16 protein-coding genes are annotated in these 17,992 nt (G+C 33.7%); 8 read left to right on the top strand and 8 right to left on the bottom strand.

Annotated elements, in window-relative coordinates:
* Positions 1-97: 97 nt before the first annotated feature.
* Positions 98-949 (top strand): phosphatase PAP2 family protein, encoded by an 852-nt coding sequence (locus HM982_RS02860; RefSeq protein ID WP_179351610.1) that lies wholly within the window; start codon positions 98-100, stop codon positions 947-949.
* Between the two features lie 81 nt (positions 950-1,030).
* Here the strand turns inward: HM982_RS02860 and HM982_RS02855 are convergent, their stop codons facing one another.
* The 6 genes from HM982_RS02855 to xrtF all read right to left on the bottom strand — a co-directional run bounded on the left by HM982_RS02855 (position 1,031) and on the right by xrtF (position 5,522).
* Positions 1,031-1,402: a heavy-metal-associated domain-containing protein gene (locus HM982_RS02855; RefSeq protein ID WP_179351609.1), complete on the bottom strand. Its 372-nt coding sequence runs from the start codon at positions 1,400-1,402 to the stop codon at positions 1,031-1,033.
* Positions 1,403-1,533: 131 nt separating this feature from the next.
* Positions 1,534-3,768 carry a TonB-dependent receptor gene (locus HM982_RS02850; protein WP_179351608.1) on the bottom strand — a complete coding sequence of 745 codons (2,235 nt, stop codon included), beginning with the start codon at positions 3,766-3,768 and terminating at the stop codon, positions 1,534-1,536.
* Positions 3,765-3,866 (bottom strand): hypothetical protein, encoded by a 102-nt coding sequence (locus HM982_RS18670; RefSeq protein WP_394354338.1) that lies wholly within the window; start codon positions 3,864-3,866, stop codon positions 3,765-3,767. Before HM982_RS18670 ends, HM982_RS02850 begins: the two co-directional genes overlap by 4 nt.
* A gap of 172 nt (positions 3,867-4,038) precedes the next feature.
* Positions 4,039-4,452: an HYC_CC_PP family protein gene (locus tag HM982_RS02845; RefSeq protein WP_179351607.1), complete on the bottom strand. Its 414-nt coding sequence runs from the start codon at positions 4,450-4,452 to the stop codon at positions 4,039-4,041.
* A gap of 88 nt (positions 4,453-4,540) precedes the next feature.
* Complete coding sequence (locus HM982_RS02840) at positions 4,541-4,969, bottom strand: exosortase F system-associated membrane protein (protein WP_179351606.1); 429 nt, start codon at positions 4,967-4,969, stop codon at positions 4,541-4,543.
* Complete coding sequence (gene xrtF / locus HM982_RS02835) at positions 4,962-5,522, bottom strand: exosortase family protein XrtF (RefSeq protein ID WP_179351605.1); 561 nt, start codon at positions 5,520-5,522, stop codon at positions 4,962-4,964. Before xrtF ends, HM982_RS02840 begins: the two co-directional genes overlap by 8 nt.
* A 115-nt stretch (positions 5,523-5,637) precedes the next feature.
* On the opposite strand from xrtF, the gene HM982_RS02830 reads away from it, so the two are divergent.
* Positions 5,638-6,096 (top strand): GAF domain-containing protein, encoded by a 459-nt coding sequence (locus HM982_RS02830; RefSeq protein ID WP_179351604.1) that lies wholly within the window; start codon positions 5,638-5,640, stop codon positions 6,094-6,096.
* Between the two features lie 82 nt (positions 6,097-6,178).
* Here HM982_RS02830 and HM982_RS02825 read toward each other — a convergent pair whose 3' ends face one another.
* Positions 6,179-7,432, bottom strand: coding sequence for an ABC transporter permease (locus HM982_RS02825; protein ID WP_179351603.1), 1,254 nt, complete (start codon positions 7,430-7,432; stop codon positions 6,179-6,181).
* 201 nt (positions 7,433-7,633) lie between these two features.
* Here HM982_RS02825 and purH point away from each other — a divergent pair, with 201 nt between their 5' ends.
* The 6 genes from purH to rodA all read left to right on the top strand — a co-directional run bounded on the left by purH (position 7,634) and on the right by rodA (position 14,942).
* Positions 7,634-9,163: a bifunctional phosphoribosylaminoimidazolecarboxamide formyltransferase/IMP cyclohydrolase gene (gene purH, locus HM982_RS02820; RefSeq protein WP_179351602.1), complete on the top strand. Its 1,530-nt coding sequence runs from the start codon at positions 7,634-7,636 to the stop codon at positions 9,161-9,163.
* A gap of 195 nt (positions 9,164-9,358) precedes the next feature.
* Entirely contained in the window at positions 9,359-10,387 is a 1,029-nt protein-coding gene (locus tag HM982_RS02815; RefSeq protein WP_179351601.1) for a rod shape-determining protein, read from the top strand.
* A 10-nt stretch (positions 10,388-10,397) separates the two neighbouring features.
* Positions 10,398-11,219 carry a rod shape-determining protein MreC gene (gene mreC, locus HM982_RS02810; RefSeq protein WP_179351600.1) on the top strand — a complete coding sequence of 274 codons (822 nt, stop codon included), beginning with the start codon at positions 10,398-10,400 and terminating at the stop codon, positions 11,217-11,219.
* A complete protein-coding gene (locus tag HM982_RS02805) occupies positions 11,212-11,718 on the top strand; it encodes a rod shape-determining protein MreD (RefSeq protein ID WP_179351599.1) in 507 nt (168 codons plus the stop codon). Before mreC ends, HM982_RS02805 begins: the two co-directional genes overlap by 8 nt.
* Positions 11,715-13,658, top strand: coding sequence for a peptidoglycan D,D-transpeptidase FtsI family protein (locus HM982_RS02800; RefSeq protein ID WP_179351598.1), 1,944 nt, complete (start codon positions 11,715-11,717; stop codon positions 13,656-13,658). Before HM982_RS02805 ends, HM982_RS02800 begins: the two co-directional genes overlap by 4 nt.
* A 3-nt stretch (positions 13,659-13,661) precedes the next feature.
* Positions 13,662-14,942: a rod shape-determining protein RodA gene (rodA, locus tag HM982_RS02795; protein WP_179351597.1), complete on the top strand. Its 1,281-nt coding sequence runs from the start codon at positions 13,662-13,664 to the stop codon at positions 14,940-14,942.
* A gap of 233 nt (positions 14,943-15,175) precedes the next feature.
* On the opposite strand, the gene HM982_RS02790 is transcribed toward rodA, so the two are convergent.
* Positions 15,176-17,809 carry a valine--tRNA ligase gene (locus tag HM982_RS02790; protein ID WP_179352363.1) on the bottom strand — a complete coding sequence of 878 codons (2,634 nt, stop codon included), beginning with the start codon at positions 17,807-17,809 and terminating at the stop codon, positions 15,176-15,178.
* Positions 17,810-17,992: the final 183 nt, after the last annotated feature.

Raw genomic sequence — 17,992 nt, 5'->3', positions numbered from 1 at the left:
GCGTAAATCAATATACTCAAGTAATTTAAACTTTAAAGCCTTTGATGTCAATCAAAGGCTTTATTTTTGCACTTCTATAACTATCGATAAGTTTTATATGCCTACAGTAATAAAAAAACTGGTTACTTTCTATTTACTTCTCTTAGTATCAGTTCAACTTTTTTCTCAAACAGATTCTATTGCTAAAACAAGTAAAATTGGTAAAGCCTGGAACCATCTAAAATATGATGCCAATGTAACCTTAAAAAGTACTGGACATGCTTTTACAAGCCCACTACAATGGAAAAGTGATGATTTTGTAACCGCAGGTGGTTTAATTGCTGGTACAGGGCTCTTATATATAAGTGACCGAGAAGCGAAACGTATATTTTTAAAGCAAGGCACGGGAGCTCCAAAAGCTTTAAAAGACTTTGGTTGGTATTTTGGAAAGCCTCAAAATTTCTTTATGGTCTCTACAGGCATTTATGGTTTTGGACTTTTAACAGACAACGAAAAATTTCGTCATACTGGAATACTAATATTTTCATCTGCAATAACCACCGGAATAATTCAATCCATATCTAAAACGGTTATCGGTAGAGCTAGACCTGGCGCTGGCGACTATAATGAATTTGAACCGTTCAGCAACAAACCTGGTTTTCACTCTTTTCCTTCGGGTCATAGTGTTTTATCTTTTACAATGGCGCATGCTATTGCGAAACAATTTGACAGCTTATGGACGAAAGTTGGTATTTATGCGGCTGGTTCTATATCTCCTATTTCTAGATTATGGGATAATGCACATTGGCTGAGTGATGTTGGTTTTGGCATAGCACTAAGTGTTATTGTTGTAGATGGTATTGATAATTTTATGACCAAAAGCAAATTTTATAATGACTCAAAACCTAAAACTATAAGTTGGCGTATTAACGCTGGTATGGGAACTGTTGGTTTGGTAGGAACGTTTTAGCTCTATAGCTTTAAAGAAGCTAGATGAAATTTTAAAATAAAAAAAAAAGCCCAAATTTAAATTTGGGCTTTAACATTCGTATTAATTTTTCTCTTCCACTTCATTTTCATGATCTTTTCTAACTTCTTCGTCGCGATACTTACAACACGCATGTATAGAATTGTATTGTTCTTCTGTTGCTTTTATTTCTTTAGTATCGTGGCCAACAGAAGCTACCTTTTTAGAAATGGTTTTTAAATCTGTTTTACGCTCATCAAAAATAAGTTTCAACTCGTGTGTACTTACGTTCCAAACCGCAGATTTTACACCTTTAGTTCTTATGGCTGCTTTTTCAATACGTTCCTTACACATCCCACAAACACCATCGACTTCTATACTTGCTTTTGCATTTTTATTTTGAGCAAAAGTTATTGTTGTTATCAACAAGCTAAGTATTAAAATTACGTTTTTCATATTATTTTGTTTTGTTATTTATTCCTGTAAAAACAGGAATCTGTTTTATTTTTAAATTTATTTTTATTTAATAGCACTTATTTTCTTCATAAGATTACCACGTTGGTCTCCTCATAATGACGTTTCACAGATTAAGGTATTCTAAATCGTAATCCGGCATAATATAAACTTCCAAAAATTGGACCATAGACAAAATTACTATCAAAATTAGAACCAAACGGGTTGTCGGCACTAATCACAGGGTTATCTTGCCTTACATTAGTAACGTTTTCGCCTCCTAAATATACTTCAAATTTTGGAGAAAACACTTTAGTCACTTGTAAATTTAAAGTTCCAATAGTTGGAGTTTCGTCTGCCAATTGGTATTGTGGCGCACTTAAATCTGTATTAGGAAAACGCTGACCGCTCAACCAATTATAAGTGGCATCAAACTTCCAATGGCTTCCATTAGTTTTTAAAAGTGTCTCGTAACCCGCATTAGCAAATAGTCGGTGCTTTGGCACTAATGGCTTTTCCTGTTTCCCAGAATCATAATCGGTTTGAATATCGTAATACTTATAAGCCATTCTTAAATCGAAACGCTCAAAAGCATTGTAATTGAATTCAAATTGAAAGCTATTAGCATAACTCTCACCATCTAGATTATAGAAATTAACTTCATAAGGGTTTTCCCAATCAACTACCACTTGATTTTGAAAATCAGTTCTATAAAAATCAAAAGTCACATCAGCTTTTCTATCAAACAAATTAAAGCCTTGCAAATAGCTAACCCCATAATTCCAAGCAATTTCAGGATCCAAACCATAAATTGAACCACCTGAATTTACAATATTGATTTGACGTGAACTTGAGAACATGTTCTGGTTTTCAGCAAAAATATTAGCACTTCGCTTCCCTCTACCTATTGAAAATCTTAAAGCAGATTTTTCCCATGGTGTATAACGCAAATGAAAACGTGGCGTTACAAAAAAGCCGAGTCTATTGTGTTGATCGACTCTTACACCGGCTGTCATCGTTAAATCATCTAAGTTGTCAAACGCGTATTCAAAAAAACCACCTACAGAATTCTCTGTACGTTCATAAATAGCGGTGTTAACCAACTCATCATAATGATCGTAAGTAAAACTTAATCCTGTTTTTACCTTATGACGCGAATCTGATATTATACTACTGTATATTAAATTAGAATAAAAGCTATTATGTTCAATATCATAAAGATTCAATCCAAAATAAGACTCTTGTTTGTGATGGCTAAATGCCGTTTGAAAGCCTAAATTTTGATACGGAATTTCAGGATTAACGTAACCTATTTTCGTGTTAACTTCAAAACGTTCTGTATCTATTTCGCTACCCCAAAAATTAGTAGTTCCCTTATCCGTTTCTGGGTCAAAATCAACTTGTCCTCCTTGTTTTTCATCATTGATATATCTTAAATTAATGAAACTAATAAAGCCTTTTTCTGCATCGCTATATTGCCAACGATTCATCACATTAATTTGATTATACAGCGGCATATCTAGAAAGCTATCGTCATTAACATCGTGTTTTTTTTGGTGCGTATTACCATGCAAATACAAACCTGTACTCCATTTTTCGGATACTTTAGTGTTAAAATGGGTGTTTAACTCTAGACGCTCGTTAGATCCACCATACAGATTTACAAATAAATTATCGTCTGTATTTGGCTTTACAAGTTCTGCATTTATTTGTCCGGCTATACTCTCAAAACCATTAACAACACTTCCTGTACCTTTGGTAATTTGAATACTTTCAACCCAAGTTCCGGGAATAAAACTAAGACCATAAGCTTGAGACGCCCCACGAATAGAAGGGATATTTTCTGTCGCTATTAAAATATAAGGCGAGGTTAAACCTAGCATTTTTATTTGTCGTGTGCCCGATACCGCATCAGCAAAATTCACATCGATTGACGGATTGGTTTCAAAACTTTCCGCTAAATTACAACAAGCCGCTTTTAAGAGTTCATCGCTACTTACGGTAAATGTGTTTTCTGCTTTTAGATACGATTTGCTAGTGGTTTGATTTCGCGAGGTAATCTCAACGGCATCCAACTCATCACTAGCTTGCAGTACATGCTTAATGTATTTGTTGTCGTCTATTCTTATCGTATCAGTTTTAAAACCAACATAACTAATTACTAATTCGTTATAAGAGAATTTATAAGGCAGCGTAAACGTACCATCTTCTCCGGTAATGGCACCAATAGACGAATCTAACCAGTACACATTTGCGCCAGGCAATGGCATTTCTTTAGTACTACTGGTTTCTAAAACAATGCCTTCTAATTGCTCTTGTGAGAACAAAAAAGCAGGACTTAATAATATTATTATATATAATAATTTCATGATGATATTTTTTTGGATAATGCAGCTTGAAGTGTTTGAACGCCATCAGGTGATGTTAGTGTTATGGTTGCAGATTTTGCTTCGAGATTTACCGTCACCTTCTTAACTTGAGTTAAGCTTGAACGTAGTTTTTTTTACCGAAGCCTTACAACCGTTACAGGTCATACCTGAAACGCTATAGCTGTGTTTCTTTTTTAAGTTAATTTAGTAAATATGAGTTATTCGCATCAAAAAATAATGACGCTTTAAAACCTTCGTATTTCTAAATAATCAAATGAGATAGACTTCATCTAAGCGATGAATATCTTTAATAAGTATTGGTGGTAAGTAATCTTTATGCGGACTAAAAGAATTTGGTAAGTCTTCAAAAAGATTAATATAGGAATAACTATAAGCAATTAAAACCTGTTGTTGTAAAACATCTAAGTCTTCGAAAGATTTTAGTGTCATTTCAGATAAACCTTCAATGACATCAATTTCATCTTTACAACAGCCTTTTTTTAGGGTAGCAACTTCATCTATTTCGAAAAAATCATCTGCACATTTTTCTGTTTCAGAAAAAATCGCCACATCGATTAAAATATCGCCACAAAAGTGCTTCTCTATCGTTAATGATAATGTAGAAAACAAGACCAAAAACGACAACACAAAAGAAATGGTTTTATGTGTGTTTGAAAATTTCACGATGCAAAGTTACAAAATTAAGTTTATTGAAATATAAAACTAAAAAAACAGATTTAGAAAACCTACTCAAATAGCATTATAAAAACGACTAACGATTCAGTTTATAATAATAAAACGCAGGTAAAAGCAAAATTAAACCAATAGGCTGAATTAAAAACCGTCGTATATTGAAAAACAGATAATAATCATCTTGGTCGGGATTAATTACAAAATATAAGAAAGGTATCAATAACAAAACATAAGCAATCAAGTAAATTAAAGCCGAAAATTTAATAATGCCTTTATCTTTAAAAATAAGATAGAGAATCCCTAGGGAAATAACTGTATTTAAAACAAAACGCAATGTAGTAAACAAGACTAATTTTGCAACTTCTCGTCTAGGACTATCAATGTATAAGTAATCATTTTCAAAAAAAGTTAGATACGGGTCGTAAAACAGGACGTTTTCATAAGTTCTAATTAAGATTAGAAATATAAACAATATTCCGACTAATAAATAGCTTACAATCTTATTCATTTGTCTTATTGGTCTTTTTAGATTTAGAAAATCGATTCACCCAAACCATCCATAGTATAAATACAACACCATAAATTAGCATAGGAAAAATAACGGTATGTAATAGTTCTTGTCGCCAAGGGTAATGATACAATCCGATGGAAAGAATAACAATTCTAAAAAGATTAAAAGCATAAATAACTATACTTCCCGCAAAACAATAGAAAAGTGTGGTTTTAAATTTACCTGCAAATGCCACTATAAACGAGAGAAACAAAATAATAATACTTATCGCATTACAACCTTCTATGACACGCGCTACAAATTTCCCGTTGATAATAATTTTCATAGAAGCCTCGGTTGTATGTGGAATTACTTTAGCCTCATAATTTAAGCCATTAAGCAAAGTACTGGTCTGCTTTGCCACTAAATTAGTTACATAATCAGGATAATACTCAGTTCCATTAGATACGTTTAAGTACAGATTATAACCCATGGTTAAAATCACATATACAGTTAAAAATGTGACTATAAAACGAATAACAGATTTATATTTTACTAAAAGGCGCTTCAAAAATTAATTATGTTAGTTTGTTGTTAAATTTATAAAAACAGTATTTTAAAACAGTGCAATTTAAATACTTTTACCAAAAGTTTTTCACTAAGATAACCATTCAAACTTCTACTATATGACTTTACAAGACCTAAAACCTGAAATTGAATCAATTATTTCTAATGACAATCTTAGTGTTGATGAACGCTTGCTAAAGATTTGTGAGACATTAGACACACATATTGATTATTACAATTGGGTAGGCTTCTATTTTAAAAATGGTGATAAAAACGAATTAAAACTAGGGCCTTATGTTGGCGCTCCAACGGATCATACCATTATTCCATTCGGGAAAGGGATTTGTGGGCAAGTTGCTATGAGTAACCAGAATTTTGTAGTGCCCGATGTCGCTGCCCAAGACAATTATATTGCCTGTAGTATTACGGTGAAAGCAGAAATTGTAATTCCTATTTTTGTGAATGGTGAAAATGTAGGTCAGATTGATATTGACTCAAATACACCAGACCCTTTTACAGAAGACGACGAACGGTTTTTAGAATATGTTTGCAAGCAGGTGGCTAAAATCATCGCTTAGATAGCCCAACCTAATTACTGGACTTCAGAAACTAAACCCCAAACAAAGCGTTCTACTGAAATTTATTCTAAATAGATGACTTCTACATTCCTGTTCTAATAGCTTCCACAGGATCTAATTTTGATGCTGCTAATGCAGGAATAACACCTGACACTAAACCAATCATTGAAGAGATAAAAAATCCTAGAAACATATTTTGAAGCGAAAGCACAAACTCAAAATCATCTGTAAAACTACTTCCTATTATAGTGCCAATCCAAACTAAAAACAAACCTACTATTCCGCCGACAACAGCAAGTATAACTGCCTCAAACAAAAACTGAAATAGAATAAATTTATTCTTAGCTCCTAATGATTTCTGAATTCCAATAAGGTTGGTCCGTTCTTTAACACTGACAAACATAATATTAGCAATTCCAAACCCACCAACTAAAAGTGAAAAGCCACTAATTACCCAACCGATTAAATTTAAACTTCCAATAATCGTATCAATTAAGTCTTGTAGCCCTGACATTACTCGAATAAAAAATGTATTGATTTCATCTGGTTTTAACCCTCTCTTAGTACGGATTACCTGAGCGATTTCAGCTTCTAACCCTTCAATATCGGCGTCTTTCTTAGGTTTAACAATGACCACATACTTAATATAAGGATTATTATCACCATATCTATTTCTTACGTAATTAGCGGGAATAAATATTGATATATCATTACTGTCTCCAAATAAGCCAGAACCTTCTTTTTTAACGACACCAATCACTGTGAATTTCTGGCCATAAAGTCTTACTTTTTTACCTATAGGCTCTAAGTCGCCAAATAATGATTTTGCAATTTCAGAACCAATCACAACAACTGGTCGACCAGAATTTGATTCCGATTCGTTATAAAAACGTCCTTTATCAAATTGCATGCTTTGAACATCAATAAATTCGTGAGAAACAACAACCGTATTAACACTACTGACTAATTCCGATTCATATCTAATGTTTTCACGCTTTACAAATAACTGTAAGGCCACATGCTCAGCGTCTTTTACGGACGTTTGAATACTTTTAAATTCATTATAGGACATCTCTTCAAAAGTTTCTCTTTGCCAGCGTGGGACGTCTGTTGGACCAAAAGGCATGCTAGAGATATACATAGTATTACTGTCTAAGGAACTCAATTGCCCTTGAATTGTTTTATCAAGAGAATCAACAGCTGCCAACACTGCGATGATAGAAAAAATACCAACGGTTACGCCTAAAAGTGATAAAAATGTACGGAGTTTATTATTCCGAAGTGCATTTAATGCAAATGAAAAACTCTCTTTTAATAAGCGTAAATAGACCAGCATGAAAGGGTTGTTTTTATAATAAATTCATCAAAAATATTCTATTTCTTACAAAACAAAAAGTCTTAATGAATTAGACATTTTAAAGATAGGACGTTTTCAACAATCTATTGTTACAAAAAACTTAAAGAAACTCGTTTTAGTACAAAAAATTCATTTTGAATATACGTATTTTTGCGCCATTCTAAACTACAACACAACATTATGAGCAACAAAACCATTTCATCAGCACTAATTTCGGTATTTAGTAAAGATGGATTAGAACCGATAGTAAAAAAATTAAACGACCTCAACGTTACTATTTATTCTACAGGAGGTACAGAAAAATTTATTAAAGACTTAGGCATTGAAGTCGTGCCAGTAGAAGACATCACTTCTTACCCATCAATTCTTGGCGGTCGTGTAAAAACCTTACACCCAAAAGTTTTTGGAGGTATTTTAAATCGTCAAAACCACGACGGTGATGTTGCTGAGTTAGAAGAATTTGAAATTCCACAAATCGATGTCGTCATTGTTGATTTATATCCTTTTGAAAAAACGGTAGCTTCTGGTGCTAGCAACCAAGATATTATTGAAAAAATTGATATTGGTGGTATTTCTTTAATTAGAGCTGCTGCTAAAAACTATGCAGATGTAACTTGTGTATCTTCTGTTGATGATTATGCTGAATTTTTAGCCTTATTAGAAACTAAAAATGGAGAAACTTCTGAAGATGATAGAAAACAATTTGCAGCAAAAGCATTTAATGTATCTTCACATTACGATTCTGCAATTTTTAATTACTTCAATAAAAATCAAGAAATTCCGACTTTAAAAATCTCAGAAAACAACGGAAAAGTATTGCGATATGGCGAAAACCCACATCAAAAAGGCTTTTTCTTCGGTGATTTTGATGAAATATTCACCAAACTCCATGGTAAAGAATTAAGTTACAATAATCTTTTAGATGTTGATGCTGCTGTTAATTTGATGCTAGAATTTAAAAACGACGCACCAACTTTTGCTGTTCTAAAACATAACAACGCTTGTGGTCTAGCTCAACGCGACACCTTACACCAAGCCTATGTAGATGCTTTAGCAGGTGATCCAGTTTCTGCCTTTGGTGGTGTTTTAATTAGTAATTCTGAAATTGATTTAGCGACCGCTGAAGAGATTCACAAATTATTCTGTGAGGTTGTTATTGCGCCTTCTTTTTCTGATGAAGCACTAGAAGTTTTAAAAGGAAAGAAAAATAGAATCCTTTTAATTTTAAATGATATTGAAATGCCAAAAACAAATGTAAGAAGTTGTTTAAATGGTGTTTTAGTTCAAGATAGAAATAACGTTACAGATACACTTGAAGGTTTAAAAGCCGTCACAAAAACAACAGCTACTTCAGAAGAATTAGACGATTTAATATTTGCTTCAAAAATCTGTAAGCACACCAAATCAAACACCATTGTTTTGGCTAAAAACAAACAATTATGTGCTAGCGGAACAGGACAAACAAGTAGAGTTGATGCCTTAAACCAAGCCATTCATAAAGCACAATCTTTTAACTTTGACTTAAAAGGTGCGGTTATGGCAAGTGATGCATTTTTCCCTTTCCCTGATTGTGTAGAAATTGCTGATAACGCAGGTATTACAGCTGTAATTCAACCAGGTGGCTCTATAAAAGATGAATTAAGTATAAACTACTGTAATGAGCATGATGTTGCCATGGTATTTACAGGAACACGTCATTTTAAGCACTAAAAAAAGATTTAAAATCAATTTAGTTTTAGAACCTAGAATCAACTTTTGATTCTAGGTTCTTTTTCGTTTAAAATAAAAAGTAAAAAAAAGTACTGCAATAAACGTCTATTATCATTTAAATATCGTATAATTTGTTACATTTACAGATAGTCTTAAAAAGTAGACAAGAATAACCCTAATAATTAATAATAGCACATGGGATTTTTTGATTTCCTAACGGAAGAAATAGCCATAGATTTAGGAACCGCAAATACACTAATCATCCACAATGACAAAGTTGTCGTTGACAATCCATCGATAGTAGCAAGAGACCGCATTAGCGGAAAAATTATAGCCGTTGGTAAAGAAGCCAACATGATGCAAGGAAAAACGCACGAAAACATTAAAACAATTCGCCCGCTTAAAGATGGTGTAATTGCAGATTTTGATGCTTCAGAGCAAATGATAAGTATGTTTATTAAAAACATTCCTGCTTTGAAGAAGAAATTCTTTAATCCGGCGTTACGCATGGTCGTTTGTATTCCTTCTGGAATTACTGAAGTAGAAATGCGCGCTGTAAAAGAATCTTGTGAACGTGTTAACGGGAAAGAAGTTTACTTAATACATGAACCAATGGCAGCAGCTATTGGTATTGGTGTAGATATTATGCAACCAAAAGGAAATATGATTGTGGACATCGGTGGTGGAACTACCGAAATCGCTGTTATTGCTCTTGGGGGTATTGTTTGTGACAAATCGGTAAAAGTCGCTGGTGATGTATTTACCAATGATATCATTTATTACATGCGTACGCAACACAACTTGTACATCGGTGATCGTACTGCTGAAAAAATTAAAATTCAAATTGGTGCCGCTACTGAAGATTTAGAATTACCTCCAGAAGACATGAGTGTTCAAGGACGTGATTTATTAACAGGAAAACCAAAACAAGTACAAATTTCGTTTCGTGAAATTGCAAAGGCTTTAGATAAATCTATTTTACGTATTGAAGATTCTGTAATGGAAACGCTCTCTCAAACACCTCCTGAGTTAGCTGCAGACATTTACAACACCGGAATTTATTTAGCTGGTGGTGGATCAATGTTAAGAGGTCTTGACAAACGCTTATCTCAAAAAACAGATTTACCAGTTTATATTGCAGAAGATCCATTAAGAGCTGTAGTACGAGGTACAGGAATTGTACTTAAAAACCTATCTAAATACAAAAGCGTATTGATTAAATAAAAAGTAAATAATGCAACAAATTTTTAATTTTGTTATTAGAAACAAAACCTTTCTGTTGTTTTTATTGCTTTTTAGTATTGCCTTAGCGCTCACCATTCAATCGCATTCTTATCACAGGAGTAAATTTATAAATTCGGCCAATGCCTTAACTGGTGGTGTTTATGGCACCATGAATTCTGTAGACCAGTATTTCAACTTAAAGACTAAAAACGATATTCTAGCTGAAGAAAATAAGCTTTTACGAGAACAGCTATTTAATAGTAATGCTTCTACAGATTCTACATTTATAGACACAACCTATTCCACAAGAAAGTATAAAGTCACCATTGCAGAAGTTTACAAAAACAGCTATACGGCAACCAATAATTATCTCACTTTAAATAAAGGAAAAAACGACAGTATAAAACGAGATTTTGGAGTTATCACCTCCAATGGTATTATTGGTATTATAGATAATACGTCAAATAAGTATGCCACTGTATTATCTATTCTTAATAAATTAAGTCGTATAAATGCGAAGTTAAAATCGACCAATCATATTGGGTCTCTAAAATGGGATGGTGTATCTCCCGCCTATGTACAACTCGCAGATGTCTCGCAATTTGCACCAATAAAAATTGGCGATACTATAGAAACCGGTGGTGAATCTTCAATCTTCCCAAAAGGGATTGGTATTGGCACTATTGATAGCTTTAAAACCGATATTGGTGGCGACACCCATTCAATACAAGTTAAGCTGTTTAACGATATGACTAATATTGGTACGGTATATATTTTAGAGAATTTAGATCGTAATGAAATTCTAAACCTAGAAAATAGTACAAATGAATAATGTTGCTGGTAGAAATATCGTCCGATTTATAGTGCTGCTCTTAGCTCAGGTAATTTTATGTAACCATATTAATTTCCTTGGGTATATTAACCCTTATATCTATATCATATTTATCTTTCTTTTTCCTGTAAGAGACGAACGATTAGTGTTTTTGTTACTCAGTTTTACATTAGGCATGATGGTTGATTTATTCTCCGACTCAGGAGGCGTACATGCCGCCGCCGCCGTAAGTTTAGCTTATGTTAGACCTATATTACTTAAAAGTTCTTTTGGTATGCTATACGAGCATCAAAGTATAAAATTTAATAACATAGATATTGGTAGTTTAATAGCCTATATTTCATTAGGAACAATCATTCACCATTTAATAATGTTTTCCTTAGAAATTTTTAACATTTCGAATATACTTTTAATCTTAAAGCGAACGTTATTTTCTAGTATTTTCACTATAATTCTTAGTGTCCTACTAATAACATTATTTAGCCGAAAACGAAAATGAGAAAATTACTATTATTAACAACTGTAATTCTTGTTGGTCTCGTTTTTATTGCACGTTTATTTTATCTTCAAGTTTATGATAGTTCTGCATATAATATCTTTGATGACACGGCAATTAGAAAAGAGTACCACTACCCAAAACGCGGGTATGTTTATGATAGAAACGGAAAACTTTTAGTCGCTAACCAACCGTCTTATGACGTTATGGTCATTCCTAGAGAGGTGGCGCCTTTAGACTCTTTAGAGATAGAAGAGTTTTGTTACCTTTTAAAAATCACAAGAGAAGAATACGATAAAAAATTAGCTAAAGCAACCAATTACTCTCCAAGGCTACCTTCTCCTTTTGTCCCTCAGCTTTCAAAAAAAGACTATGCGGTTCTTCAAGAAAAAATGCGGAAGTTTGAAGGCTTTTATATTCAAAAACGATCATTACGATCTTACCAAACATCTATTGGTGCTAATGTATTAGGAGATATCGGAGAAGTAAATCGGTCCACAATTGCAAAAAAACCTTATTATAAATTAGGTGATTTAATTGGCAATCAAGGCGTAGAAAAAACATACGAAGAGGTTTTACGAGGTGTAAAAGGAATTAAGTTCATCCAAAAAGACCGATTCAATAAAAATATTGGCCCTTATAAAGGGGGTATTTACGATACTTTACCTAAACCAGGAAAAGACGTTACTATAACTATTGATTCGGAGCTTCAGGCCTATGGCGAGTTGTTAATGAAACACAAGCATGGTGGTATGATAGCTATTGACCCTAGCAGTGGCGAAATATTAGCTATGGTTACAGGGCCTAGCTATAACCCCAATGAATTAGTAGGAAGAAATCGATCTAAAAACTATACCAAACTACATTACGATACTATTGCTAAGCCTTTATATGATCGCGGTTTATTAGCACAATATCCTCCCGGGTCCCCCTTTAAAGTTGTTAATGCACTAATTGGTTTACAAGAAGGCGTTATAGATGTCAATGACACCTACAATTGTAGAATGGGCTATTATTATGGCAGCAGAAAATTAACCGGATGCCACCACCATAGAAACCCTACAAATATGAACGTAGGTATATCACAATCATGTAATGGATATTTTGTTCATGTGTATCGTCGTATTATAGATAAATATAGCGATGCAGGCGTAGGTATGAATGTTTGGGCCAATCACGCCAAAAGTTTTGGTCTAGGAAATTTTTTAAACAACGATTTATCTGTTGGACGAAAAGGCAGAATTCCAGATGGAAATTATTACGACAGAGCTTACGGTGATAACCGCTGGGGCTCCACTTACATTGTCTCTAATGCCATTGGTCAAGGCGAAGTTGAAACAACACCAATTCAATTAGCAAACATGACTGCTGCCATTGCTAATCGTGGTTATTATTACACACCACATATTATAAAAAATATTGAAGGCGAAACGATTCCTGAAGCCTATACAACACCTAAACACACTACAATAGACAAACAGCATTTTGAACCTGTTGTAGAAGGTATGTTTGACGTTTACAACAAAGGAACGGCGTCCTATTTAAAAGTTCCAGGTATTGATATCTGCGGAAAAACAGGTACTGCAGAGAATTTTGCCATTATAGATAGTGTAAAAACACAACTTACAGACCATTCTATTTTTGTTGCTTTTGCACCTAAGGACAATCCTAAAATTGCACTCGCTATTTTTGTTGAAAATGGCTATTTTGGAAGTCGTTTTGCAGGACGAATGGCAAGTCTTATGATTGAATATTATTTAAAGGGTGAAATTACAAGAACTGATTTAGAAAACTTTGTACTTCGTCATTCACTTGAACACGAATACGAAAAACCATATTCTGGAGAACCTTTTGGAATCAACAGACAAACTAAATTATATCCTATTGAAGAAAAGGAATTTCAAAATCTTTTAGATATAAAAGCTGAAATCCCAAAGTCATAATTCATGTTAAGAGAAAACCAAAGAAATTTTAAATTCGACTGGATTATTATTATCCTTTTTATATTGTTAGTTGGATTTGGCTACCTCAATATATTATCGGCTTCTCATGTTGGAGAAATTACAAGCTATTTTGACACCGATCAGCTATACGGTAAACACCTTATGTTTATAGGGTTGACCTGTGTACTCATTGTTTTAATACTTTCATTTGAAGCCAAGTTCTACGAACAATTTGCCAGTGTCATTTACTTGGTCGCCATGCTGGCTTTGGTAGGTCTATTTATTTTTGGTAAAGAAGTTAATGGTGCTATTTCTTGGTATGGCATAGGTAGTATGACCATTCAGCCTAGTGAGTTCGCTAAATTTGCCACCGCACTAGCTGTAGCAAGATATATCAGCGATTTACAAACCAACTTAAAAACCATAAAAGACCAACTAAGAGTTGCAGCAATTATTATGATTCCTGCGATTTTAATTTTACTTCAAAATGATGCCGGAAGTACTATTGTTTACCTAGCTTTCTTCTTTGTTTTTTATCGAGAAGGCATACAACAAACCTATTTAATTATTGGCATATCATTAATTATTCTAGCTGTTTTAGGCCTCAAATTTGGTGTTTTAATTACTGGGATTATAGTCGCCATTTTAGTTGCTACGGCTTATTTTTTCAGAAAGAAAAAACGAGGTTCTATATTGCAATATATTGTGGTGCTTTTGCTGTGTACTAGTTTTTCTTATGGTGTAAAATTATTTTATGAGCACGGTTTAAAACCACACCAACAAAATAGAATTAGTCTCTGGTTGCGCTTAGAAAAAGACCCTACAAAACTTGAGCGCATGAAAAAAGCGGAAGCCTACAACCTTATACAATCTGAACAAGCAATTAGCTCAGGTCGTTTAACAGGAAAAGGCTTTTTACAGGGTACTAGAACCACCGGAAAATTTGTACCAGAACAACACACCGACTATATTTTTAGTACTGTAGGTGAAGAATGGGGGTTTCTAGGCACCAGCGCTGTTATTATTTTGTTTGTAATGCTTATTATTCGGGTTTTAGTCTTGGCTGAAAATCAAAAATCACAATTTAGTCGTGTGTATGGTTACGGTGTAGCCTCCATACTATTTGTACATTTCACCATTAATATTGGTATGGTTATGGGCTTAATCCCAACTGTTGGTATTCCCCTACCCTTTTTTAGTTATGGTGGCTCCGGACTTTGGGGTTTTACTATTTTGCTGTTTATTTTTGTAAAGCTAGATAGTAATAAGATTAATGAATGGTAGAAAAGAGCTTAGACCACTTAGGTTTCTAGATTTTAGATGATAGACTTAAAACTTATTTTATGATTAACTGATTTAATTTTAATACAAAATGTCAGTTTGAGCGCAGTCGAAAACCTTATGCTTAAGAATTTTATTGCATTTATCCCTGAACAAAATGCGATAAAGCCTGCCTTAACTTAAGACTTATGATAAAAAAACCTACTAGGTTTCAAAAACCTAGTAGGTTGTATATATTACTTCAAACTCGCTAAACTCGCTTGTATTGTTTCAATTTTAGCTAAAGCATCAGTTTCTTTCTTTTTCTCAGCAGCAACAACTTGTTCTGGAGCACCAGCCACAAAGCGTTCATTTGATAATTTCTTTTGAACTGATTTTAAAAAGCCTTCAGTGTATTTTAACTCTTCCGTTAGTTTTTCAATTTCAGCTTCGATATCAATACTACCCTCCATAGGAATAAAGTATTCGTTTGATTTTACACGATAAGTTAAAGCGCCTTCAACGGGTTCATTCACGTAGTCGAAACTACTTAAATTTCCTAATTTAGAAATCACCTCATCAAAGGTTGCTGTGACTTTTTCATTATTCACAACTGAAAAACCTATAGCATCTTTAAACGCGATATTCTTTTGTTTTCTAATATTTCTTAATCCAGAAATAACTTCTGAAGCAAATTCAAATTCAGAAATTAAAGTTTCATTGATTGGTTTTGCTTCCGGCCATTTAGCAATGATTAAGGCTTCTTCTGGAGAACGCTCCTTAATATAATGCCATATTTCTTCCGTTAAGAAAGGCATAAAAGGATGCAATATTTTTAAAATATTTTCAAATATATGATTAGCGCTTTCTAATGTTTTAGCATCAATTGGCTGTTGATATGCTGGTTTAATAATTTCTAATAACCATGACGCAAAATCATCCCAAATTAACTTATAAGTTGCCATGAGCGCATCACTTAAGCGGTATTTGCTGAAGTGGTCTTCGATTTCTAGTATCGTTTTCTGAAATTTAGACTCAAACCATTCTAGAGCAATTTTACTCGATTCTGGTTGTGGGATAGTGGTATCAACTTCCCATCCTTGCACTAACCTAAAGGCATTCCAAATCTTATTGGCAAACTGTTTTCCTTGTTGACATAAATCTTCATCAAACATTAAATCGTTTCCGGCAGCAGAACTTAATAATAGTCCAACTCTTACGCCATCGGCACCATAATCTTCAATTAATTTTAAGGCATCAGGTGAATTTCCTAACGACTTAGACATTTTTCGTCGTTGCTTATCTCTAACTAAACCTGTTAGATAAACATTCTCAAATGGTTTTTCGTCTCTATATTCGTAACCCGCAATTATCATACGTGCCACCCAAAAGAACAAAATATCTGGTCCGGTTACCAAATCGTTAGTTGGATAGTAATACTTTATTTCCTCATTTTCAGGATTGCGAATACCATCAAAAACACTCATTGGCCAAAGCCAAGATGAAAACCAAGTATCTAGCGCATCTGTATCTTGGGTTAAGTCTGAAGCTAGAAGGTCTGCGTTAGAAGTTTTTTCTCTTGCGAGTTTAACAGCTTCTTCAATAGATGCTGCTACCACAAAATCTTCTTTACCATCGCCATAGAAATAGGCCGGAATTTGTTGTCCCCAAAGTAATTGACGCGAAATATTCCAATCGCGAATGTTTTCCATCCAATGGCGATAAGTATTTTCAAATTTCTTTGGAAATAACTTTACCTCATCGGTTTTTAAAACGGCATCGATAGCAGGTTGCGCTAAATCTTGCATTTTTAAGAACCATTGGTCACTTAATCGTGGTTCAATAACAGCTTTGGTACGTTCTGATGTTCCTACTTTATTAATGTGGGTTTCCGTTTTTACTAAAACCCCAGATGCTTCTAATTCTTTAACTACCGCTTTTCGTGCTACAAAACGATCTTGACCTTCATAATGCATTCCGAAGCTATTTAAACTTGCATCTGCATTAAAAATATCAACCACTTCTAATTGATGTTTATCACCTAAAACTTTATCATTTTCATCATGAGCAGGCGTCACCTTAAGACACCCTGTACCAAACTCCACATCTACATATTCATCTTCAATAATAGGAATAACACGGCCACAAATTGGTACTATGGCTTTCTTTCCTTTTAAATGCGTAAAGCGTTCGTCATTAGGATTAATACAAATAGCTGTATCCCCAAAAATAGTTTCAGGACGTGTTGTAGCGATGGTTAATTTATCGTCACTACCTTCAACTTTATACTCTAAATAGTAAAGTAAACCTTGTTTTTCAACATGAATAACCTCTTCATCAGACAAGGTCGTTTTTGCTTCAGGATCCCAATTCACCATACGGTAACCTCTATAAATTAAGCCTTTGTTATATAAATCTACAAACACTTTAATTACAGCTTCAGACATGTTATCATCCATGGTAAACTTAGTACGGTCCCAATCACAAGAACAGCCTAACTTTTTAAGTTGTTCTAAAATAACACCACCATACTCTTCGGTCCACTCCCAAGCATGCGCTAAAAATTCTTCGCGAGACAAATCATTTTTATCAATCCCTTGAGCTTTTAATTTGGCAACAACCTTTGCTTCTGTAGCAATAGAAGCATGATCTGTTCCTGGAACCCAACAGGCATTTTTACCTAAAAGACGTGCTCTTCTAATCAATACATCTTGAATGGTATTGTTAAGCATATGCCCCATATGTAAGACTCCTGTTACGTTTGGAGGCGGAATCACAATGGTGTAAGGCTCTCTTTCGTCTGGTGTAGAGTGAAAATAATTATGTTGCATCCAGTAGTCGTACCACTTGTTTTCTACTGACAATGCGTTATATTTAGAAGGAATTTCCATGTTTTGGTATTGTTTTTGTAATAACATATTTATAACAGACAAAAGTACTTATAATTCCTATTTAGTGAAATTATTAGCCTAAGAATATGGTTTGAAATACTATAAAATCTATTATGTGTATTGTATTACATCTAATAAATTTTGATAGGAAGGAAAAAGTAACTAGTTTTGAATAATCAATTT

The organism is Winogradskyella vidalii (assembly GCF_013403955.1).
In the GTDB taxonomy this organism is placed as follows: domain Bacteria; phylum Bacteroidota; class Bacteroidia; order Flavobacteriales; family Flavobacteriaceae; genus Winogradskyella; species Winogradskyella vidalii.
This window is presented reverse-complemented; position numbering and strand designations above follow the sequence as displayed.